General features: G+C 54.5%; 21 protein-coding genes and 1 pseudogene. 11 read left to right on the plus strand and 11 right to left on the minus strand.

Annotation, left to right across the window (positions count from 1 at the left end):
• Positions 1-38: 38 nt before the first annotated feature.
• From MWH02_RS09770 to MWH02_RS09780, 3 genes are all read left to right on the plus strand, one after another.
• The gene (locus tag MWH02_RS09770) at positions 39-1,739 is read left to right on the plus strand and encodes an ABC-F family ATP-binding cassette domain-containing protein (RefSeq protein WP_271460489.1); all 1,701 of its coding nucleotides are present in this window, start codon (positions 39-41) and stop codon (positions 1,737-1,739) included.
• A 353-nt stretch (positions 1,740-2,092) separates the two neighbouring features.
• On the plus strand, positions 2,093-3,268 hold the full coding sequence (locus MWH02_RS09775; protein ID WP_271460490.1) for an efflux RND transporter periplasmic adaptor subunit: 1,176 nt from the start codon (positions 2,093-2,095) through the stop codon (positions 3,266-3,268).
• Positions 3,265-5,202: a MacB family efflux pump subunit gene (locus tag MWH02_RS09780; protein ID WP_101761679.1), complete on the plus strand. Its 1,938-nt coding sequence runs from the start codon at positions 3,265-3,267 to the stop codon at positions 5,200-5,202. Before MWH02_RS09775 ends, MWH02_RS09780 begins: the two co-directional genes overlap by 4 nt.
• A gap of 119 nt (positions 5,203-5,321) precedes the next feature.
• Here the strand turns inward: MWH02_RS09780 and MWH02_RS09785 are convergent, their stop codons facing one another.
• Positions 5,322-6,149, minus strand: coding sequence for a MurR/RpiR family transcriptional regulator (locus MWH02_RS09785; protein WP_271460491.1), 828 nt, complete (start codon positions 6,147-6,149; stop codon positions 5,322-5,324).
• 151 nt (positions 6,150-6,300) lie between these two features.
• On the opposite strand from MWH02_RS09785, the gene MWH02_RS09790 reads away from it, so the two are divergent.
• Together MWH02_RS09790 and MWH02_RS09795 are read left to right on the plus strand one after the other, a co-directional pair.
• On the plus strand, positions 6,301-7,860 hold the full coding sequence (locus MWH02_RS09790) for a PTS transporter subunit EIIC (protein WP_101761681.1): 1,560 nt from the start codon (positions 6,301-6,303) through the stop codon (positions 7,858-7,860).
• Complete coding sequence (locus tag MWH02_RS09795; RefSeq protein ID WP_101761682.1) at positions 7,857-8,546, plus strand: N-acetylmannosamine-6-phosphate 2-epimerase; 690 nt, start codon at positions 7,857-7,859, stop codon at positions 8,544-8,546. The genes MWH02_RS09790 and MWH02_RS09795 overlap by 4 nt, the downstream gene beginning before the upstream one ends.
• 202 nt (positions 8,547-8,748) lie before the next feature.
• Here the strand turns inward: MWH02_RS09795 and MWH02_RS09800 are convergent, their stop codons facing one another.
• The 5 genes and pseudogenes from MWH02_RS09800 to MWH02_RS09820 all read right to left on the minus strand — a co-directional run bounded on the left by MWH02_RS09800 (position 8,749) and on the right by MWH02_RS09820 (position 11,232).
• Positions 8,749-9,060: a cupin domain-containing protein gene (locus tag MWH02_RS09800; RefSeq protein WP_192413150.1), complete on the minus strand. Its 312-nt coding sequence runs from the start codon at positions 9,058-9,060 to the stop codon at positions 8,749-8,751.
• Positions 9,061-9,202: 142 nt separating this feature from the next.
• A complete protein-coding gene (locus MWH02_RS09805) occupies positions 9,203-9,418 on the minus strand; it encodes a YdgH/BhsA/McbA-like domain containing protein (protein WP_110866788.1) in 216 nt (71 codons plus the stop codon).
• Between the two features lie 194 nt (positions 9,419-9,612).
• Positions 9,613-9,828: a YdgH/BhsA/McbA-like domain containing protein gene (locus MWH02_RS09810; protein WP_007890154.1), complete on the minus strand. Its 216-nt coding sequence runs from the start codon at positions 9,826-9,828 to the stop codon at positions 9,613-9,615.
• 154 nt (positions 9,829-9,982) lie between these two features.
• A pseudogene (locus tag MWH02_RS09815) lies at positions 9,983-10,090 on the minus strand (dihydrodipicolinate synthase family protein); the annotation flags it as partial.
• A 53-nt stretch (positions 10,091-10,143) separates the two neighbouring features.
• Positions 10,144-11,232 (minus strand): YncE family protein, encoded by a 1,089-nt coding sequence (locus MWH02_RS09820; RefSeq protein ID WP_271460492.1) that lies wholly within the window; start codon positions 11,230-11,232, stop codon positions 10,144-10,146.
• A gap of 452 nt (positions 11,233-11,684) precedes the next feature.
• On the opposite strand from MWH02_RS09820, the gene fhuE reads away from it, so the two are divergent.
• A complete protein-coding gene (gene fhuE, locus MWH02_RS09825) occupies positions 11,685-13,838 on the plus strand; it encodes a ferric-rhodotorulic acid/ferric-coprogen receptor FhuE (protein WP_271460493.1) in 2,154 nt (717 codons plus the stop codon).
• Positions 13,839-13,875: 37 nt separating this feature from the next.
• On the opposite strand, the gene MWH02_RS09830 is transcribed toward fhuE, so the two are convergent.
• Positions 13,876-14,427 carry a C40 family peptidase gene (locus MWH02_RS09830; RefSeq protein WP_101761687.1) on the minus strand — a complete coding sequence of 184 codons (552 nt, stop codon included), beginning with the start codon at positions 14,425-14,427 and terminating at the stop codon, positions 13,876-13,878.
• A 238-nt stretch (positions 14,428-14,665) separates the two neighbouring features.
• Positions 14,666-15,643 carry an isopenicillin N synthase family dioxygenase gene (locus MWH02_RS09835; protein ID WP_271460494.1) on the minus strand — a complete coding sequence of 326 codons (978 nt, stop codon included), beginning with the start codon at positions 15,641-15,643 and terminating at the stop codon, positions 14,666-14,668.
• Between the two features lie 45 nt (positions 15,644-15,688).
• On the opposite strand from MWH02_RS09835, the gene MWH02_RS09840 reads away from it, so the two are divergent.
• The 3 genes from MWH02_RS09840 (at position 15,689) to MWH02_RS09850 (ending at position 18,542) form a co-directional block, all read left to right on the plus strand.
• Positions 15,689-15,982, plus strand: coding sequence for a hypothetical protein (locus MWH02_RS09840; protein ID WP_271460495.1), 294 nt, complete (start codon positions 15,689-15,691; stop codon positions 15,980-15,982).
• 168 nt (positions 15,983-16,150) lie between these two features.
• Positions 16,151-17,119 carry an ABC transporter substrate-binding protein gene (locus tag MWH02_RS09845; protein WP_271460496.1) on the plus strand — a complete coding sequence of 323 codons (969 nt, stop codon included), beginning with the start codon at positions 16,151-16,153 and terminating at the stop codon, positions 17,117-17,119.
• Positions 17,120-17,126: 7 nt separating this feature from the next.
• Positions 17,127-18,542, plus strand: coding sequence for an amidohydrolase family protein (locus tag MWH02_RS09850; protein WP_101761690.1), 1,416 nt, complete (start codon positions 17,127-17,129; stop codon positions 18,540-18,542).
• Between the two features lie 5 nt (positions 18,543-18,547).
• On the opposite strand, the gene MWH02_RS09855 is transcribed toward MWH02_RS09850, so the two are convergent.
• Positions 18,548-20,068, minus strand: a complete 1,521-nt coding sequence (locus tag MWH02_RS09855; protein ID WP_271460497.1) for an MDR family MFS transporter — start codon at positions 20,066-20,068, stop codon at positions 18,548-18,550.
• A gap of 79 nt (positions 20,069-20,147) precedes the next feature.
• On the opposite strand from MWH02_RS09855, the gene MWH02_RS09860 reads away from it, so the two are divergent.
• Positions 20,148-20,813 carry a TetR/AcrR family transcriptional regulator gene (locus tag MWH02_RS09860; protein ID WP_217548407.1) on the plus strand — a complete coding sequence of 222 codons (666 nt, stop codon included), beginning with the start codon at positions 20,148-20,150 and terminating at the stop codon, positions 20,811-20,813.
• A 161-nt stretch (positions 20,814-20,974) separates the two neighbouring features.
• Here the strand turns inward: MWH02_RS09860 and MWH02_RS09865 are convergent, their stop codons facing one another.
• A complete protein-coding gene (locus MWH02_RS09865; protein ID WP_206098199.1) occupies positions 20,975-21,457 on the minus strand; it encodes a type II toxin-antitoxin system YhaV family toxin in 483 nt (160 codons plus the stop codon).
• Between the two features lie 17 nt (positions 21,458-21,474).
• Positions 21,475-21,813: a type II toxin-antitoxin system PrlF family antitoxin gene (locus tag MWH02_RS09870; RefSeq protein ID WP_101761693.1), complete on the minus strand. Its 339-nt coding sequence runs from the start codon at positions 21,811-21,813 to the stop codon at positions 21,475-21,477.
• A gap of 221 nt (positions 21,814-22,034) precedes the next feature.
• Between MWH02_RS09870 and MWH02_RS09875 the strand changes: the two genes are divergently transcribed.
• Positions 22,035-22,601, plus strand: a complete 567-nt coding sequence (locus MWH02_RS09875) for a peroxiredoxin (protein ID WP_110866778.1) — start codon at positions 22,035-22,037, stop codon at positions 22,599-22,601.
• Positions 22,602-22,605 lie beyond the last annotated feature (4 nt).

Consider the following 22,605-nt stretch of genomic DNA (forward strand, 5'->3'; position numbering starts at 1 on the left):
GTCGGGCCTTTTTGCGCCTGCAACTTATGAGTAAGCACATGAGCACTTTACTGTCCGCCCACGCTGTCGGTTTCGATAACGCCTTCGGCACGCTATTTCACGATATCCATTTCAGCCTGAAAAAGGGCGATCGCATCGGTTTGCTGGGTGATAACGGCACCGGTAAAAGCACCTTATTGAAAATTCTCAGTGGTGAACTGGAAGCCAGCCACGGCAGCGTCACGCCGGCTAATCACTGTTTACTGGCGCGCATCGAGCAGCATCTGCCAGCAGAACTGCACAACGCGTCGCTGCTGGATGGCGTGATGGCGCGCTTACCGGAACAAGCCGATCGCTGGCGCGCCGAAGCGCTGCTGGGCAGCCTGGGTTTCACCGCTGAGCAACAAACGCAAACTGCCGCAACGCTAAGTGGCGGTCAGCATATGCGCCTGCTGCTGGCGCGTGCGCTGATCCTGCAACCGGATCTGCTGCTGCTCGATGAACCCAGCAACCACCTCGATTTGCCGACGCTATTGTGGCTGGAGAATTTCCTCAACGGCTGGAGCGGCAGCTTCGTGCTGGTTTCCCATGACAGCACCCTGCTCGATCGGGTGACTAACTGCAGCTGGATTCTGCGCGATCGCGGTCTGCTATTCTTCCGTCTGCCCTGCAGCGTGGCGCGTCAGGCGCTGATCGAGCAGGATGACGCTGACACGCAGCGTTATCAGGCCGAGCAGAAAGAGATCGAACGCGTAGAGAAAAGCGCCAAACGTCTGGCGATCTGGGGCCGCACTTACGATAACGAAGGTTTGTCGCGCAAAGCGCAGCAGATGGAGAAACGCGCCAATTGGTTGAAAGAAGCACAAACCACGCTGAGCGAAGGATCGCTATGGCGGCTGCAGCTGCAAGGTGAAGCGCTGGATGCCGATCGCGTGCTGGCATTGCCGCAGATGTCGATTCGGCCGGCCGATGACGCGCCTGCACTGTTTTCACTACCAACGCTGCAGGTGAAAAGTGGCGATCGCGTAGCGATCGTTGGCCGCAACGGTTGCGGTAAATCGTCGCTGCTGCGCCATTTGTGGCGTGAATTTCAACAAGCAGATAGCGCGCTTTTTCATCCCCGCACGCGCCTCGGTTATTACGATCAAAGTCTGCATCAGTTGCACGATGCGGAAACGCTCAGTGATGCGCTGGCGCATTTTGCGCCGCTCAGCGATGAGCAGCGCAAGATGGCGTTGATCGGTGCGGGTTTTCCGTATCTGCGTCACCAGCAGCTGATTGGATCACTGAGCGGCGGCGAGCGCTCGCGTTTACTCTTTGTGGGGCTGACGCTGGCGCGCTATTCACTGCTGCTGCTCGATGAACCCACTAACCATCTGGATATGGTAGGGAAAGAGGAGCTGGCGGAGGCGCTGAATCAGTTCGAGGGCGCGGTGTTGCTGGTGTCGCACGATCGTCAGTTAATCGCCAACAGCTGCAATCGTTTCTGGCTGATAGAGGACCAGCAACTCAGCCAGTGGCACGATTTTGACGCGGTGACCGAGCGCCTGCGTGCTGAACAGGTGATATCCATGTCTGAGGTTGTTGCACCTGCGGCGACGGAAAACGCGTTGGATGAAGATGCTTTGCTGCTGGCGTTATTAGAGGTGGAAAGCAAACTGGATGAGGATCTGGCGCGTAAGCCGAAGCATCAGAAACCCGCGTTGCAAGCGCAGTGGCGTGAGGAGATCGCGAAGCTGAAAACCCAGCTCGATCTGTAAATCGGTAGTGAACCGGTCGCCATAAATGACGTAATGCCGCTCAGTTAAGCGTCGTATCAAATCACCGCACCTTCCGTAGCGGCGCGATTTATCGCGCAATAAATTGCGCCGCTGCAATGTGTGCTCTCGGTGATGAGGGGTTTCATGGCTTAACTGACAAACATTACGCCATAAATGGCGACCCTACGCCCAATCAGTGACTTAGATACGCTGTAAACAACCTAGCCTCCCTTTCTATTCGGAAAACTTTAATCATTTTTCAACCAGCGCGCATTACCCAGATAAATCCGGCGAATTTTCTCCAGTTTGTTCCCTTTAGTGATTATGATTCTCGCTTCATATAAGGGACGCTTATGCTCAATATCTCAAAAAAGTGGCTATTCGCCACGTTCGCTGCAGTCATTCTCCTGCTGTTGATCTGGCATTTCGCCGGTTCACGCCATAAACCTAACGCGGTGGTCACCGCCGAAGTGCGTCAGGGAAATATCGAAAACGTGATTGCTGCCACCGGCAAAATGGATGCGGTTGAACGCGTCAACGTCGGTGCGCAGGTTTCTGGTCAGGTGAAAAAGCTCTATATCAAATCTGGCGATAGCGTCAGCAAAGGCCAGCTAATCGCCGAAATTGATGATCAACCGCAGCGCAGCGATTTGCGTAACGCGCAGGCGGCGCTGAGCGTGGCGCAGGCCGATTTGGAAACCCGCGAAGCCGCGCTGGTGCGACAGCAAGCGCAATATCAGCGTTTGCAGCAAATGATTAAAACCAATGCGATCTCGCGTCAGGATTTTGATACCGCCGAACAAGAGTGGCGCAGTGCACGCGCCGAGCTAACCGCGCAAAAAGCGCGCGTGATTCAGGCGCAGATTGAGGTGGATAAGAAGCAGCTCGATCTCGGTTATACCCGCATCATGGCGCCAATGGACGGCACGGTCATCGCCATCGTCACTAAGCAAGGTCAAACGGTGAACGCGGTACAAACCGCGCCGACCATCGCCAAGCTGGCGCAGCTCGGCACCATGACGATTAAAGTGCAGATCTCCGAAGCTGACATCAACAACGTGCAGCCAGGCCAGCAAGCGTGGTTCACCACCTTCTCCAATCCAGACAAGCGCTACAACGCCACGCTGCGCAGCCTGGAACTGGCGCCGGAATCGGTGATGAAAGATGACGCGCTGATGGGCAACAGCGAAAGCACGCCAGCCAGCAGCACCAACGCCGCAGTCTATTACAACGCGCTGCTGGATGTGCCAAACCCCGACAACGCGCTGCGCATCTCCATGACGGCGCAGGTCAACCTGCTGCGTGATTCCGCCAAAGACGCTTTGCTGGTGCCGGTGCAGGCGACGAAGAAAGACGCGGATGGCAAAACCTACGTGGAAATCCCCGATCAGGATAACCAGCCGGTGAAACGCATCATCACCACTGGCATCACTGACAGCGTTGATATTCAGGTGCTGAGCGGTTTAAAAGTCGGCGAGAAAGTGATCCTTGCTACGCAGACGGCGGGCGCTGACGAGGTGTTGATGTGAATATCATCGAACTGAAAAACATCCAGCGCAGCTATGTTAACGGTTCGCAATCTCTGCATGTGCTGAAAGACATTAACCTGAGCATTGCTAGCGGCGAGCTGGTGGCGATTATCGGGCCGTCCGGTTCGGGTAAATCGACGCTGCTGAATATTCTTGGCTGCCTGGATGCGCCAGATAGCGGCGACTATTTCATTAGTGGCCAAAACACCGCCACGCTGTCGCCGGATGCGCTGGCGAAAGTCCGCCGCGAGCATATCGGCTTTATCTTCCAGCGTTATCATCTGATGCCGGATCTCAGCGCCTTGAGCAACGTCGAGATTCCATCGATCTACGCCAATCTGCAGGGCAAAGCACGGCTGCAGCGCGCGGCGGATCTGTTGGCACGTTTAGGTTTACAGGGCCGCGAACATCACAAACCGGGCGAGCTATCCGGCGGCCAGCAGCAGCGCGTCAGTATCGCGCGCGCGCTGATTAACGGTGCCGAAATTATTCTTGCCGATGAACCGACCGGCGCGCTGGATTCGCATTCCGGCGAAGAGGTGCTGCGCATCCTACACGATCTCAATCGCGAAGGTCACACGGTGATCATCGTCACGCACGACATGAAAGTGGCGCAGCACGCCGATCGCATTATTGAGATTCAGGACGGCGAGATTTTTGCCGACAGCGGCCGCAAACAGGATGCAACCCGCGCGCAATATGTCCCCGCCGCGCCTAAAAGCCAGAGCAAGCTGCGCGGCTTGCTCGATCGCTTTCGCGAATCATTGCGCATGGCGCTGAATGCCATGAACGCGCATCGGCTGCGCACCGCGCTGACCATGACCGGGATTATTTTTGGCATCGCGGCGGTGGTCACGGTGGTGGCGCTCGGCCAGGGCGCGCGGCAAAAAACGCTGGAGAGTATTTCCGGGCTCGGCACCAATGTGGTGTCGATCTATGCCGGCGGTGATTTTGTCGAGGATGAAGCGCATCCGGTGCTGACGCTGGTGATGGCCGATGCCGACGTGATTGGGCGTCAGCAGTTTGTCGCGGCGGTCAGCCCGGAGATGATCGCCAATCAGCCGATTCGCTATCTCTCTAATGCGTCCAAAACCTCGGTGTACGGCGTCGGCAAAGCGTATTTCCAGATTCAGGGCATTAAATTGCTGGAAGGCAGCAACTTCAGCGATGAACGCCACGCACGTCAGGAGATCATTATCGATACCAACACGCGCAATAAACTGTTTGGCGAACACGGGGAAAGCCCAATTGGCAAGATGATCGTGCTGGGTTCGGTGCCGGTGCGCGTGATTGGCGTGGCGGATAATAACGATGGCATGTCGCCCAATCGCCTCAGCGTGTGGCTGCCGTGGAGCACCGTGATGTATCGCATCAGCGGGCAAACCGCGCTAACCAGCATCAGCATTAAGCTGAAGGACGATGTGGTGAGCGGCCCGGCGGTGGAATCGCTGACGCAACTGCTAACCGCGCGTCACGGCAGCAAAGATTTCCTGGTGTTCAACCGCGACAAATACCGTAAAGCGATTGAAGAAGCCGCCGCAACGTTAACGCTGCTGATTCTGCTGGTCGCCTCGATTGCGCTGATGATTGGCAGCATCGGCGTGATGAATATCATGCTGGTGTCGGTAACGGAACGTACCCATGAAATCGGCGTGCGCATGGCGGTGGGCGCACGGCGCGGCGACATCATGCAGCAGTTTATGATCGAAGCAGTTTTAGTCTGTCTGGTGGGCGGATCGCTCGGCGTCGCGCTGGCGCTGGTGATTGGACCGATTATCAGCCTGCTCGCGGGCGGCATGATTACGGCGATCTTCTCATGGCAATCAGCAGGCGCGGCCTTTGCCTGCTCCACCATTATCGGCATGATTTTTGGTTACCTGCCCGCGCGCAAAGCCGCGCGCATGGATCCGGTGGCGGCATTGGCGAGCGAATAACTGAAATACCGCTTTAACCTATTATCACTGTTCCGTAGCGGCGCGATTTATCGCGCTCTTTTGACCTTTTTACACGTGTAAAAATGCACAATAAGTTGCGCCGCTATGGATTTGCCGTTTTACATCAACATCGGCAAGGTCGCCGTTGCCGTTTGCTGGCTGGCCGCCTGATAACGGGCATCATGCGTCATCAACTCGTTAATCAACACTTCCACCAACATCATTGCACCTACTTTACCGCTCAGCGCGCCAGCGTTGAACGGGCCTTCCGGCCGCGCAGCCACCAGCAGCATATCGGCTAAGCTGCCCATCGGGCTGCGCAGCGTGTTGCTCAGCATCAGCACGCGCGCGTTTTGCTTCTTCGCCACCTTGACCACATGCATTACATCTTTGGTCGAGCCGGAAGCGGAGATGGCGATCACCAAATCGCCCTCTCTGAGCGTCGAGGCATTCATCGCCGCGCGATGCATATCACCAAACAGCTGCGCCGATTTACCTAAGCGCAACAGGCGATAGTGCAAATACTCACCGGTAATCGCGCTGGCCGCCACGCCGTAGATCTGGATAGTTTTAGCCTGATGCAGCGCTTCCACCGCGCTCTGAAGCACTTCGCGGTTAATGAATTTCCCGGTATCGCGCAGCGCCTGCACAGTTTCTTCCACCAGCATGTCGATGCTGTCACCGCTAGCGACGGCGGCGGGCTGATTGTGTTGCACATCCAGCGCCAGCGCCATTTTGAATTCGGTATAGCCTTTGCAGCCGAGATGACGACACAGCCGCGTCACGCTTGCTTCGCTGGTGTCGGTCTCGCGCGCTAATTCAGTGATGGTGAGATACAGCACTTTCTGCGGGTCGGTGAGGATGAAATCGCCCAGCTTTTGCAGCGTCGGACTGTAGCCCGGCAAGCCCTGGCGCAGGTGCAGCAAGATGTTTTCGTTGTCCGTCATGGCGGCCTCTTCTTCACGACATTATGGCGCACAGTGTGCAGCAGATTAGGGCATAAGTGAAAGCTATCACAATAATGATGGAAATTTTCATCTTATGAATGAGATTGTGATAATAATTTTTACCACAAAATCACTTCAGGGATAAAAATTTATGTCATCACTGTTCAGCGGTGCCTCTTCAGGGGGTTGGTTTGAAAAAGCCCAGCGGTTTGGTAAGTCGTTCATGTTACCGATCGCCGTGCTACCGGCGGCCGGTTTGCTGCTGGGCATTGGCGGCGCACTTTCCAATCCCAACACCGTCAAAGCCTATCCATTCCTCGATGTCGCCTGGCTGCAAGGCATGTTCACCATCATGGCGAGCGCCGGATCGGTGGTGTTCGCCAACCTCGCGGTGCTATTTGCGGTTGGCGTAGCGGTAGGATTGGCCAAAAGCGACAAGGGCACCGCAGGATTGGCCTCGCTGCTGGCTTATCTGGTAATGAACGCCACCATCAATGCGCTGCTGACGCTGACCGGCGTGCTGGCGCAGGGCAACCTTAGCGCGGTGGGACAAGGCATGGCGCTCGGCATTCAGACGCTGGAAACCGGCGTATTTGGTGGCGTGGTGATCGGGCTGGTGACGGCCATGCTGCATAATCGCTACAACAAAATCGCCCTGCCGCAGTTCCTTGGCTTCTTTGGTGGCTCGCGCTTCGTGCCGATTATCAGCTCCTTCGTCGCCATTCTGGTGGGTGCGGCGATGACCATCGTCTGGCCGCATTTCCAGAAGCTGATTTTTGGTATGGGCGGATTGGTGGATGCCACCGGTTATTTCGGCACCTTTATTTACGGCTTCGTACTGCGCATGCTCGGCCCGTTCGGCCTGCATCACATCTTCTATTTGCCGTTCTGGACCACCGCACTCGGCGGCAGCGAAGTGATCAACGGACATCTGGTGGAAGGCACGCAGCGCATCTTCTTCGCCCAGCTTGCCGATCCCCACACGCAACAATTCTACATTGGCACCGCGCGCTTTATGTCCGGGCGCTTCATCACCATGATGTTTGGCCTGATCGGCGCGTGTCTGGCGATGTACCACACCGCTAAGCCGGAAAACCGTCAACGCGTGGCCGGATTGCTGCTGTCGGCGGCGCTGACTTCTTTCCTTACCGGTATCACCGAACCGATTGAGTTCTCGTTCCTGTTTGTCGCGCCTGTGCTGTATGTCATCCACGCGCTGTTCGATGGGCTGGCGTTTATGATCGCCCACATCCTGCACATTACCATCGGCCAAACCTTCTCGGGCGGCCTGATTGATTTCATTCTGTTCGGCGTATTGCAGGGCGAAGCGAAAACCCATTGGTGGTATGTCCCGCTGGTTGGCGTGCCGTGGTTCCTGCTCTATTACTTTACTTTCCGCTTGCTGATCACCCGCTTCAATTTCAAAACGCCGGGGCGCGAAGACGCCAGCGTTGAAACTGCGCCGATGGTCGCCGGAGAACGTCCACTGCAGGTGATCGCGGCTTTAGGCGGCAAGCAGAACATCGCCGAACTGGATTGCTGCGCCACCCGTCTGCGCATCACGCTGATCGACAGCAGCAAACTCGATGAAAACGCATTGAAAGCTACCGGCGCACGCGCCGTGATCCAACGTGGCAAAGGCGTGCAGGTGGTTTATGGCCCGCACGTCACCATTATCAAAAATGAAGTAGAGGAGTTACTCGCGCTATGAAAGCACCGATGCTGGCCCAGATTCAGGGAAAACTGGTGGTCTCGTGTCAGGCTCTGGAAGATGAGCCGTTACACAGCCCGTTTATTATGTCGCGCATGGCGTTAGCGGCGATGGAAGGCGGTGCGGCGGCGATTCGCGCCAACAGCCTGATCGACGTGCAGCAGATTATGCAAACCGTGGATTTGCCGATTATCGCCATTATTAAGCGCGACTATCCCGGCAGCGATGTGTATATCACCGCGACGCTGCGGGAAGTGGATGAGTTGATGGTGGCGAATCCGGCGATGATTGCGCTGGATGCCACGTTACACACACGTCCCGGCGATTTGCAGCTGCCGGCGTTGGTGGCAGCGATTCGCCAACGCTATCCGCAACTGTTGCTGATGGCGGACATCGCCACGGTGGAAGAAGCGCGTCAGGCGGCGCAATTAGCTTTCGATTGTGTCGGCACCACGCTGCACGGCTACACCGCAGAAACGCAAGGCTGCTATTTGGCCGCCGATGATTGCCGCTTCCTGCGTGACGTGTTGGCTGCGGTAAAGGTGCCGGTGATTGCCGAGGGGAATGTTGAAACGCCGGAAATGGCGGCGCATTGTCTGGCGCTGGGCGCGCATGCGGTGGTGGTCGGCGGCGCGATTACGCGTCCACAGCAGATAACGCGCCGCTTTGTGAATGCCATCAATTAATTTTTGAGGTGCCCATTAGGCACCTCGCCTAAGGTTATCCACAATCCCCGTGCGTAGAGTCGCCGTTAACCTGTGGATAAAACTCGCCTCGCACCACACCGCGCCCGATGCGCGCAGGCGGTTACTTTTCACACGATTGTGAATCTCAAACACGCTAACACACTTGATGCGTTAGCGTGTTTAGGTGAGTCAGTATCCGGCGTTAAACCGAATCTTCTTTTTCGATCACTAATACGCGCGCTTCGCCTTGCGGGTGCGCAACATGCTCGGTGCCGATGCTGGCGTAAAAAATGTCGCCGCTATTCAGCAGCACTTTCTTCACCTCACCTGCTTCGCGGTAATGCATCTCTACCACACCATCCAGCACCGCAAACACTTCCTCGCCATCATTGATGTGCCACTTGTAAGGTTGATTGGTCCAGTGCAGACGCACGCTGGTGCCGAAGAAGTTGGCGATGTCTAACGCATCCCAGGCTTTTGCGGGAGAGAAGTTTTTGCTGACGTAGATTTTCATGCGATATCCGTGTAGGGGAGAACTGCGTTGATGATACACACAGCCCGGGCGTGCGGCGGGACATGCGCAGGCCATTTACGGACATTCAGATACAACAAAGCCGCCCGAAGGCGGCCTTAACACAACTGCTTGTGCAATTAACTTATTTGTATAACTCGGCAGTCATGTGTACGCGGTTGTTAGTGTTGGCTTCAGTAATTTTATACTGAGCGCCCTGCTCTTGCGCCTGCGCTGCGATTTTCGCTTCTGCGCCATCCAGAGTAGATGACTCAACAGATATACTCTGTGCAAAGCTAGCAGCAGACATCATTGAAAGAGCAGCAACAGCGGCGATAGACAGTGTTTTGATAGTTTTCATGGTCATAATCCTTAGTGGTTTAACGAGAAGGCTGTGTGCCTTCGATGAGAATAATAATAACTTAGGTTATCGTTTCAATATTAACCATTAGTGCGATCACGATAACTTACGTAACTGTACAGTTACTGCGTTATATCGACAAAAAAGGCCGCCCGTAGGCGACCCGTTCTGGCACATCCGTATGCAACCATCCGTTATTTGTAAAGTTCTGCGGTCATATGTACGACGTTGCCGTTGCTCGCTTCTAAAATTTTGTACTGCTCACCATTCTGTTTTGCCTGCGCAGCGATTTTCGCTTCAGCACCATCCAGAGTCAGCGAGGTTGCTGAAACGGTCTGTGCGAAGCTGGCAGCAGACATCAGTGAAAGAGCGGCGGCAGCGGCGATAGTCAGAGTTTTGATAGTTTTCATGGTCGTATTCCTTTGGTTGTTTGATTTGAAAGCTGTGCGCCTTCGATGGAAACAATAATAACCATTGAAACTATTATCAGATTAACTATTAGTGCGATCACAGTTAATCAACTCATTATCACTATGCCAGCTCGAGCTCGGTGATGACCTTTTTAACTTTTGCCACATCCATAAGCGCTTTAGCGGTGCGCGGAAACAGTCCGCCGCACACGGAATACCACACTTCACAACCGGCGGTTAGGCCTGCTGCGGCAAAGACATCAGAAACAAAAATGCCCTCTTACGAGGGCATGGATTATCGCTACAGGTCGGGGATTATTTCAGCGCGATGCGCGCAATCTGATCCTGGCCTTTGGTTGAGGAGTCTTTGTTGAACTCCGCTTTCAACGTGACATACAGCGTGTTGTTGTCCGGGCCAATCAGCAGGCTGTTTGGGTTGTTATCAAACGACCAGCTATTTTTCACCGCGTAAGTGGTGGCATCCAGCTGCAGCACTTTCTTCGATTCGCGCTGGCTGATGTAGATCTCATTACGCTTAGCGTTGAATTTAATCGCTAGCGCATCACCTTCAATACGCTTGATCACTTTCCCAGTGCGCTCATCAAACACCAGCGTGGCTTTGCCTTTTGAGTCATCGGTTACGAACAGGCGGCCGGTAGCCGGATCTTCCGCCATGTTCAGGAACAGATACTCTTTACCGTCGCCGGCGGTCCAGCGCTTCTCAATTTTGCGGGTGCGTGGATTGATCACCAGAATTTCGCCCGCGCCGTTGGTCGCGTAAATGCGCTCAGTTAGCGGGGAATAGATGATGCCGGTTACCCATTTGCCTGCATTCTTGATGGTGGCTTTCAGCTTGAAGGTTTTCTCATCAACCACCGAGATGTAACCCGGATCGGCTACGCGACCGACATACAGTTCGTTGCCGTGCCACAGCACTTCACGCGCGCCCGCCGGATAACCTTCTTTATCTTTCTTACCTGGGAAGACTAAACGTTCCAGCACTTTGCCGCTCTGCGCATCCACTTTAGAGATAGCGCCATCCAGCGAGTTGGTGGTGTAGAACACGTTGCCCGCTTCATCGATCGCCGTACCAAAGTTTTTCAAATCGGTATGCGTAACGCCTTTGGTTTCCAGTGTGGTTGGGTCGAGACGATAAATTACACCACCGTTAACGTCTTTAAAGCTCTGCGCGCTGGCAACGTATAACGCTTTCGCAGCAGGCGAATACGCCATTTCATACAGGCCATCGCCCAACGTGCGCTGGGTCAAAGAAGTATCAACTGGCTTGGCAGCGGCGGCTGGCGCTTCGGCTTTTTTCGCCGGAGCCTGGCAAGCGGTCAGGCTGAATGCAGCGACGATCGCTGCCGCTACGGCGGCTTTGCGCGGGCTAAAAAACGATTTCATGCTCAACTCCATCAATGGATGAACGGCTCCGTTACGCGCGTACGCATACGGAAAACTCAAGAAGAATGAGAATCATACGCATTAGCATGAACTTAGCAACTTTCTCGACGATCTTCCTTACGTTGCCGTAGATCGATTCCAGCATGCCGCACACCTTTCTTTACTAAAAACGTCCAAATATCGCCTGAAAAAATAGGAAAACGTGAGCAATTAACAGGTTATTTTCACCCGTAAACCATTGATTCATAACTTACTTACACATTATTACAATTACAGTTGCAACCTTCCACAGATTCTTTAAAGCAAATGATTATCATTGGCTTTCTCAATAAATGCGCAGTGGCGCTTTGCGTGCCTTCTCTTCTGCCCTTTTGGGCGAATGAGTCACGACGTAAACGATAAAAAACGAAGCAAAACAGCTTCCTATAACACGCGTTTCAACAGGAAATTTTATGTCTGGCATCAGGAAAACCTTTAACGTCTCACTGCTGGCGGTGACGATTCATGCCCTACTTACGCCAAGCCCGGCGCAGGCAGCTAGCGATTCGCCGCAGGATTTGGTGGTCGAGGCATCCGCAACCGGCGACAGCGATAACAATGAAAAGCAGGATTACGCGGTAAAAACCACGCGAGCGGGCACTAAGCTGTTGCTGACGCCACGCGATGTACCGCAGTCGATGAGCGTGGTAACGCAACAGCGCATGCAGGATCAGAACCTGCAATCGGTAAACGATGTGCTGACCAACGCCACCGGCATCTCGACCAATCTGATCGACAGCGAGCGCTCGGAATACTATTCGCGCGGCTTTAAAGTCACCAACTTCTCGTTCGACGGCATCCCAACGTCAGTTAATGACAACTGGAACTACGGTGATGCCGCTTCTGATACCGCCATTTACGATCGTATTGAGATCGTACGCGGCGCCACCGGATTGATGACCGGTGCGGGCAGCCCGTCAGCATCGATCAACATGGTACGTAAACACGCCGACAGCAAAACCTTTACCGGTGCGGTCAGCGCCAGCTACGGTAGCTGGAACAAACAGCGTTATGTTGCGGATCTCTCTGCACCGCTAAACCAGGATGGCAGCCTGCGCGGCCGCGTGGTAACCGGTTACAGCGATGAAGACAGCTGGCTCGATCGCTACCACAAAACCAAAAAATTCCTCTACGGCGTGATTGATGCCGACATCACTGAGCACACCACGCTGTCGCTGGGCTACGACTACGAAGATGCTAACACCGGCAATCCAACGTGGGGCGGCTTGCCGATGTTCTACAGCAACAACGCCACCACGCATTACGATCGCAGCCTCAACTCCGCCGCCAACTGGGCGCGCTACAACACCAATTCGCGCAAAATATTCGCCGACATCGATCATAACTTCGATAACGGCTGGAACATCCACGTCAACGGCACGCACGCCGAGAACACCTTCAACGATAAGCTGCTATATGTGATGGGCAGCGCCGATCAGGACAGCGGCGAAGGCACCACCGGCTTCGGCAGCATGGATCGCGGTAAACGTCAGATGGATTCGTTCGACGGCTACGCCAGCGGTCCGTTTGAGCTGTTAGGTCGTCAGCATCAGTTAATGGCGGGCGTGAGCTACAGCCGCCAGCACAACGCCACTTACAGCCAGGATGGCGTTACCGATCTGGAAAACTACAACATCGCCTCAAACGATATGGGCATTTTCAATAACAGCTGGAACGGCAACATTGCCAAGCCGCAGTGGCAAGGTTGGTATCAGAATGCCGACGATACCATTCGCCAGAAATCGGCTTATACCGCCGCACGCTTCTCGCTGGCCGATCCGCTGTCGCTGATTATTGGTGCGCGTTACACGCAGTGGAGCACCAACGGCAGCAGCGGTGATATGACGAACAATAACACCACGCCGTACGCTGGTTTGGTGTACGACATCAACGATACCTGGTCGGCGTACGGCAGCTATACCTCGATCTTCCTGCCGCAAACCGATCGTGACATCAACGGTAAATACCTGTCGCCGGTAACCGGCAAAAGCTATGAAACCGGTCTGAAGTCCGCCTGGTATGATGGTCGATTAACGGCGACGGTGGCGGTATTCCGTATTGAGCAGGACAACGTGGGTCAGGCGATTAATGGCGTCTACCTGAGCGGCAACAAACAGGCTTATGCGCCCGCCAAAGGTGCGGTCAGTAAAGGTGCGGAGTTTGAGCTGAATGGCGCGCTAACGGATAATCTGCAGCTGACGTTCGGTGCCACACGCTACGTGGCGCGGGATAAAGAGGGACGTTTCAACAGCTATCAGCCGCAGACTTCCTTTAAGCTGTTTAGCCGTTATCAGCTGCCGATGTTGCCGGATCTCACGGTTGGCGGCGGCATCAACTGGCAGAACCGCGTGTTTGAAGATGCCACCAATGCCAGCGGCGATAGCGTGCGTGTTTATCAGGGCAGCATTCCGCTGGCTTCGCTGTTTGCGCGCTATCAGGTGACTAAACAGGTGGCGGTGCAGGCGAACGTCGATAATCTGTTTGATCGCGAATATTACAGCTACATGAACAGCTACGTTTATGGCGCACCGCGCAGTGTTTCGATGAGCGTTTCGTATCAATTTTAAATAAAGGCTAAAGGTGCGCATTTATGCGCGCCTCTCATCAAACCTTGTTTTTATAATTGAAACTAATCTGCGAATTCTGTTCTTTCGGCAAGCGGCGCGCCTCTAAATAAACCGATTTCCAGTACGGATTATTTAGCGAAGAGCGCATCACGCCCTGACTCACCGATGCGTGCAGGAACTGATGATCGGTGTCATAAAACCCGACGTGCAGCTCACGCTTAATGCGGAAGAACACTAAATCACCGGGTTGCAAATGCGCCTGATCCACCGGTTTGCCCATGGCAATTAACTCTTTGGTGGTGACGCGATCCATCGGAATATTGAAACGATCTTTCAGCGTGCGCCAGACAAATCCCGAGCAATCGACGCCGGTTAATTGTGTGCCGCCCCACTGATATTTGGTCCCTTCCCACGAATGCATTTGATCGTGCAGCGCGGCAATCACCGGGATTAAATCGGGCTGTTTGCCGTTGTCTGCCGAGGTATCAACGCTTTCCTCAGCAGGCGCATGCGAAGACTTCGAAGAACAACCTGCCAGAGTGAAAACAAACAGGCAGGCGATAACTTTGCTGGCGGCAGAATTGATCATGTGTTGGTGATTTCGCTGAGGGAGACAGTGGTCTGAGATTTATACCGTAAAAAAGTTGCAGAAATAAATAGGCGTGCAGTGAAATCTTTTATTTGTCGGTTGATTTTACCTAAGTTTACGCAACGGTAACATCTTGTATTTGAGTTAAAAATCTATTTTCCACGCTGGGCTTTTCTGTGCAGGAGAATATTTGCGCTCCTGCACAGAACGACATCAATTTCGGCTTACAGCTGTAAGTTTAATACTTGCCGGAGAAATTGGCGCTAATACGCTGCGCCAGATAATCCTTCGCGGAAATAGGCGGGTATTTTTTCTCCGGTCCTTCAATAATCACATCTTCATTCGCCTGGCAGAAAAACGCCAGGCTGTAGCGTGCCGGCACCGATTCACCCGGCAGCGGATTGCTGACGCGATGGAAGTTCGACGGTAACTTGTCATCACTCCAGCGCATCAACATATCGCCGATATTACAGGTAATTAAGCCTTCCAGCGGCGGAATCGGCGTCCAGATTTGCTCTTCCATCTCTTTGCCCGGACACACCTGCAAACCGCCCTGCCCATCACGCTGGAACAGCAAGGTCAGACAATCGAAATCGGTGTGCGCCCCGGCGCGCCATGGACCATCTGGCTCGCCGCTGATGGCGAAGTAGTGCAGCATCCGCAGCGTGCTTTGGTAGGTTTCGCGCGAAGGCTCATGCGCTTTGGCAAAGAAATCGTCGGGGAATCCCAGCTTCAGGGCAAAACAGGAGAGTAAGCGCATGCCGACTTCCCAGCACTGACGCTCGAACTTCAGTACATCATGCTGAAAACCCGGCAAGGTGGCCTCATCCGGCCACAAGCCTGCCATGCGCGGACGCGTCACCTGATACGACTCTTTTTGGTCAGGTTTGCCGGTAGATGGACGGATTTGCGCGCGGTATTCCCAGCCGGCATTGCGGCTAAGTGGATGACGCGCTTTGTCACTTTGCGGCAGAGAGAAAAAGCGCTCTGCGTTGGCAAAAGCCGCATTGATGTCGTCGAGCGGAATACCGTGGCCGGAAACCTGGAAAAACCCAATCTCGGTGGCGGCTTGCCACAGCTGATCGGCTATTTCCGCTTTACGTTGGTCGAAATCGGAGAGATCGATGATACGCACATCACGTGCAGCTTCTACGCCGCGCGCGCCCATACGCGATTCTTTCGCCAGTTCATGCATATCATAAGTGGTCTTTTCCATTGGTGCACCTCGTTATTGAGCGATAACGGATGACTTACCCGCAGCGTGGCAGTCATCCCCGCGCCTGCTGAATGCCGCAGGCGATCGAGCAATGACCCACCGGGTGAAACCACGGTTGACAGCTTCTACTCAGTTTCAGCCAAGCAAAGGCTGTGCCAGCACGCTGCGCCGCTTAAAATCAATACGTTAGGGAATCTGCCACATCCGGTCTGCACAATGGCGGTGCAAAACGCGCTGATTTGCCTCATCAATGAGCGGTCAATGAAGCAAAAGCCCGGCACCATCAATATCAACTCGATTGCTTTCAGTGGGTTGCACGAATGGCATGCGCTTTGCTAAATCCCCACTGAGTATAAGCGGTCAGCGTGACAACAGATGCACGCAGGACATTGCTCTACAGCATTAGCTGTACCTCGTCAGGGGACGATGCGCATACGCATCGTGAGCACGCCATGCGCCGCTACGCCCCTGATGACGACAACAAACTCAACGTTTATTGGGGGTTATATGACAATGTCGCGTTTCCGTTTCTCCTTATTCGCTGCTCTGCTGAGCAGCTCTGCACTGTCGCACGCCGCCGACAAACTGGTATTGCAAACCACCTGGGTCGCGCAGGCTGAACAAGGCGGTTATTACCAGGCGCTCGCCACCGGCATTTATAAAAAATATGGGCTGGATGTTGAGGTGCGCTCCGGCGGGCCACAGCTGAATAACATGACGCTGCTGCTGGCGAATCGTGCTGATGTCATCGTCAGCTATGACCTGCAAGTGCTGCAGGGCGTTGAGCGCAACTTCCCACTGAAAGCCATCGCCGCGCCGTTTCAGTTTGACCCGCAAGGCATTGTCACCCATGGCGATGTGAAGTCGCTGGATCAGCTGAAAGGTAAAACCGTGCTGGTTTCTGCCAGCGGACAAGCCAGCTGGTGGCCGTGGCTGAAAGGCAAATATCAGCTGCAGGATGGTCAGGCGCGCCCTTACACCTTCAACATGCAACCGTTTCTCGCCGACAAAAACACTGCGCAGCAAGCCTACGCCACCTCCGAAGTGCAGCAAATTAAAGAGGTGCAGCCGGACAGCAAATTCTATCTGTTTGCCGATTATGGCTATCCGGCATACGGCGGCATTCTGGTGACGCGCGACGATTTGCTGCAAAAAGAGCCGGATGTCATGAAGCGTTTTGTGGCGGCATCGATGGAAGGCTGGAAATCCTACCTTGCCAATCCGGCTGCCGGTAATGCGCTGATCAAAAAAGAGAACCCGCAGATGACCGACGCGGTTTTGGCCTTTGGCGTATCGCAGATGAAAGCCCTGCACCTGATTGACGGCGGCGATGCCGCGCAGCAAGGTTTAGGCGTGATGACGGATAAACGCTGGCAGGCAACGCGTGACTTTATGGTCAACGCCGGTTTACTCAAAGCGTCCACCGACTGGCAGAGCGCGTTTAGCACGCAGTTTGTTGCGGCGAAAGTGGAGTGAGGTGCTCATGAGCCAACTGCTAATTCAACACTGCGCCGCGATCCTGACCGGCGATAAACAGCAACCGCGTAGCAGCGCGCGCGATATTCGACTGCGCGATGGCCTGATTGTGGAGATGGGCGAACTTGAGGCTGTCGCCGATGAAACCGTGATCGACGCCCGCGATTGCGTGGTTTATCCCGGCTGGGTTAATACGCATCATCATCTGTTTCAATCGCTGCTGAAAGGCGAACCCCAAGGTCTGAATCTAAGTCTGGGCGGCTGGCTGGCGGCGACGCCGTATCGCTTTCGTGGTGCCTTCGACGAACAGACATTTCGCATCGCCGCGCGGGTGGGTCTGGTCGAGCTGGTGCGTTCCGGCTGCACCACCATCGCTGACCATCACTATCTTTATTGGCCTGATATGCCGTTTGATGGCGCAGAAATCCTGTTCGATGAAGCCGACAAGCTAGGCGTGCGCTTCGTGCTGTGTCGCGGCGGTGCGACGCAAAGCCGTGGCTTAGAGAGCGACTTGCCCACCGCGCTGCGCCCGGAAAGCTTTGACAGCATGATGGCCGATGTTGATCGTCTGGTGGCGCGCTATCACCAACCGCAGAATAGCGCGATGCGCCGCATCGTGATGGCGCCGACCACCACGCTGCACTCCACCACGCCGCAGGAGCTGCGCGAGAGCGCGCGCCTGGCGCGTCAGCTCGATATTCGCCTGCACAGCCATCTGTCGGAAACCGTTGATTATCTCGATGCCGCACGCGCGAAGTTCGGTATGACGCCGCTGCAGTTTTGCGCCGAACACGACTGGATTGGCAATGACGTGTGGTTTGCGCATCTGGTGAAACTGCTGCCGGAAGAGATCGCCATGCTGGGCGCGGCGGGCAGCGGTATCGCGCACTGCCCGCAAAGTAACGCGCGCCTCGGCAGCGGCATTGCCGATTTGGTGGCAATGGAACACGCAGGCGTGAAGATCTCAATTGGCGTTGATGGCGCGGCCTCAAATGAAGCGGCGGATATGCAAAGCGAAGCCCACGCCGCCTGGCAGCTCCAGCGCGCACGCAAAGGCATGCTGGCGCAGCCGCGTTATGCCGGTGGAACCTTTGAAGGCGGTGGCGACGCCGCCCGCATTGAAGATGTGGTGCGCTGGGGCACATCCGGTGGCGCGCAGGTTTTGGGCTTAAACACCGGCCGCCTTGCACCTGGCATGGCCGCCGATATCGCCATCTATCGGCTCGACGACCCGCGCTATTTTGGCTTGCACGATCCCGCCATTGGCCCGGTGGCCAGCGGCGGACGCGCCAGTTTAAAGGCGCTGATTTGTGCCGGAAAACTGCTGGTGCAGGATGATGTGATGGCCGGAGTGGATTTAGCGGAACTGGGCCGCGACGCTGCACAAGCGGTAAAAACCTTGCAGCAACGCGCGGCGGTTTAACCGCGTTACGCCGCTGCGTCTTTCTTGCGCAGCGGTGATTCTGGCAGAAACAGCGACAGCACAAAGGCCAGCAGCATCACACCCGCCGCCATTTGAAAGGCTGAATGCACCGCATCGCCAAACACCTGCAAATAGGCTTGCTGGACATCATGCGGCAAACGGTGCACCGCATCAGGATCGAGCGTACGCGGCAATGCTTTGCCCTGCTCCACCAGCGTGGTCAAACCCGATTTCAGCACCTGACTAAACACCGCGCCAAACAGCGCCACGCCAATCGAACCGCCAACCGAGCGGAACAACGTGACCGACGAGGTAGCGACACCGATGCGATCGGGCGTTACGGTGTTCTGTACCGCCAGCACCAGCACCTGCATCACCATGCCCATTCCCATCCCCAACACGCAGGCAAACAGGTAGATATGCCACAGCGGCGCATCAATGGTCAGCGTGGTCAGCAGCGCCATGCCGATAGTCGCCAGCAAGGTACCGCCAATCGGGAACAGGCGATATTTGCCGGTACGGCTAATAATGCGTCCGCTGACGATGGAAGTGATCAGCAATCCGCCCATCAGCGGCAGCAGCTGTAAACCGGCTTCGGTCGGCGTCGAGCCCTTCACCACCTGCAGATAGAGCGGTAAAAACGTCACGCTGCCAAACAGCGACATGCCAACGATAAACGCCATCAAACTGGCGAGCGAGAAGCTGCGATTGCGGAACAGTGACAGCGGAATAATCGGTTCCCAGGCGCGGCGCTCCTCATAAATAAAACCGAGCACACCAATTACACCAAACGCCAGAATGCACCACAGCAGCGGATCGGACCATTCACGTAACGTGCCGCCTTCGCTGGTAAACAGCGTGATACCCACCAGCGCCAGGCTGAGAAACACCGCGCCAGGATAGTCAATCTCATGCGGCTTGCGTTTGTTGTCGGTCTTAAACACCGCGTTGATGATCACCAGCGCAAACAAACCTAGCGGCAAATTGATGTAGAAAATCCAGCGCCATGAAGCGTGCTGTACGATAAAACCGCCCAGTAGCGGCCCAATCACCGTTGCCAGACCGAAAACGCCGCCAAACAGGCCCTGATATTTACCGCGCTCTTGCGGGGGAATCACATCGGCGACCGCCGCCATGCTCACCACCATCAAACCACCGCCGCCTAAGCCTTGCAGCGCACGAGTGAAAATCAGCTGCTCCATATTTTGCGCCAGACCGCACAGCGCCGAGCCGATCAGGAATAGAATCACCGAGATCTGCAGCACCGATTTGCGACCAAACAGGTCGCCGAATTTGCCGTACAGCGGCACCACAATCGTCGAAGCCAGCATATAAGCGGTGACGATCCACGACAGGCGATCGAGCCCACCCAGTTCGCCGACGATAGTCGGCAACGCGGTGGAGACGATGGTTTGATCCAGCGCCGCCAGCAGCATCACCAGTAATAAAGCGCTCATCAGTAAGCGAACAGAAGGAGGATTCTCCTGCCCGCTGCCCGACTGCGGCGCGAGTGTTTGGGGTTTCATAACAGACACCAATTGAAATTAATTAAATACACAATTAATATTGCCTGCAGTCTGTCATGAATCAAGTGAGCGAGTAAAGATGACCGCACGAAAAGTCCCTGCTGACGATATGGCTAACGCAGTCAAACCCCGCCGTCCCGGCCGTCCGCGCGGCGGCGCGATCAACGTGCAGCAGCGCGAACATCTGCTCGACATCACCTTAGCGCTGTATGCCGAAAAAGGCATCGGCGAAACCTCGCTCAACGCGATTGCGCGCAAAGCGGGCGTGAGTCCAGCGATGCTGAATTACTATTTTCAGTCGCGCGAATCGCTGCTGGATATTGTGGTTGAGGAGCGTTTTTTGCCGTTACGCCAGCGCCTGGTGGCGCACTTTATGGATGACCCGCGCGATCCTGTCACCACCTTCAGCGCCTTTATCCGTGAAGTGGCGGACATCGTCACCACACACAACTGGTTCGCGCCGCTGTGGATGCAGGAAGTGATGCAAGGTGAAGGCGGTTTAGGTCAGCACATTAAAAAGCGCTTTGGTCACGGTGAACGTGATGAAGTGAAAAAACTGATTGAAGGCTGGCAGCAGCAAGGATTACTCAACCCCCATCTGGAGCCACAACTGCTGATGACTTCGATTCTCAGCCTGGTGCTGGTGCCCTTTACCCGCTTTGCCAGCGATCCCGCTTACTCGCGTGAAATCATTGTCCAGCACACGTTGAGTCTGTTTTGTCAGGGGATCCAGCCAACTTCGTAGGGTTGCTTATCATGGCGTAATACCGCTCACTTAAACAATAAATTGCCTATGTATGCAGGTGCGCATGAATGCGCACCCTACGAAAACTTTGTCAAACCACTGTAGAGTCGCCATTCATGGCGACCTGGAGTTAAGCAAATTTATTCCATTAAAGGGATAAATTATGAGAATGGTGCCCGGAAAAGAAAACCCGATTCGCCTGTCGATTCACGCAGTAGCTGTCCCCAATCACTCGGTGGATGTCCGGCATCCAACATCCTCTTAAATGTTTTGTATGCATCGTTCTTACTTTCGTAAGCGCGTAATGTGCCAAAATCATTCACCCAGCCAAGAATGATGGTTTTACTCTGTTCGCTACAGCGGAAAAACAATCGAAACTGCTGCAAAAATTTCGCGCGATACCAATATCGATTTTCATCCCCTAAAGTTCCCCCTTGTCGAAACTGGGGATTCAGCGGATCTCGCGCAATAACTTCTGTAACGACCTTATAAATTGCTGCCAGTAATTTCGTCTGTTTCTTTTTATGGTATTCATGCGGTTTTTCAACTTTAAGCTGCAACACTTCCTGCGCTAAAGACGTTACCTGAGCAGTAAAACAAGCGTGGAAATAAAATTTCCATCCGTTGATTTCCATGTAATCCACACCCTTTCTCCCGCAGTTTAGTCATCCGTGAGCGGAGCATCTAAATCAACATCAATTCCAGCGACCAAATTTTCCAGACCTGACCAAAATTCGACAGGAACTGAGTGAATATGCTGCGGGTTATTCACCATATCTCGTTCGAGAAAAGTCAGAAAATGCAGTACAGCAGGATCATCCTGCTCATCATTTTGCTTAGAAATGATGACTTTGCCGCCCGATAACAGGGAATATTCGATAATTTCACCCGGTTTAAGCTGTAGAGCATCGCGAATTGCCGCTGGAATAGTTGTTTGACTCCGTTCTGTCAGCCTCGACTCTGCACGGAGTGATACATCCACTAGATCAAATTTAAACACTTCTTCCTCCTCAGCCGCTCACAAAGCAACATCGCTTATAAAGCCGCCTATCCGCCAAGATGACCCACAGTAATGCATTTGCATTGTGCAATGCAAATGCAAATGCATTACTGCACCTTTTTAAATTATTCTTCCCAGCACCGAAACTTTCCTCCCTGCCCCAGCGAACTGAACTAATGAGATATCCAAATCGGAACTCCCATACATCGCAGGAGCAAAAAATGAAACGCATCAAATCCCTCGTTTGTACCCTGACCATGACAGCAGCGCTGGGTCTTTCCGCCTTTAACGCCGGTGCCGCATTGCCGGTGGGCGCGAAAGCGCCGAACTTCGAACTGCAGGGCGCGTTGGCCGGTAAGCCGTTGACCTTCTCGCTGGAAAAGGCGCTGCAAAAAGGTCCGGTGGTGCTCTATTTCTTCCCGGCGGCGTTTAGCGCGGGTTGTACCATTGAAGCGCACGATTTTGCTGAAGCCACAGACAGCTTCAGCAAAATGGGTGCCACGGTAATTGGCGTGACCGCGGGCAATACCGATCAGGTCAGCGATTTCTCTAAACTCGAGTGCCGCGATAAATTCACCGTTGCCGCCGATCCCGGTGCGAAAGTGGCGGCGCAGTATCAAACCACCATGCAGATGAAAGGCAAAACCCTTTCCGATCGCACCTCTTACGTGATTGCGCCCGATGGCGACATTCTGCTGAGTTACACTGACAGAAACCCGGACACACATATCGAGAAAGCGCTTGCCGCCGTTAAGCAGTACGACGCTTCTCACCCGCAAACTCATTAAGTAA

The organism is Pantoea leporis (genome assembly GCF_028048155.1).
Taxonomy (GTDB): domain Bacteria; phylum Pseudomonadota; class Gammaproteobacteria; order Enterobacterales; family Enterobacteriaceae; genus Pantoea; species Pantoea leporis.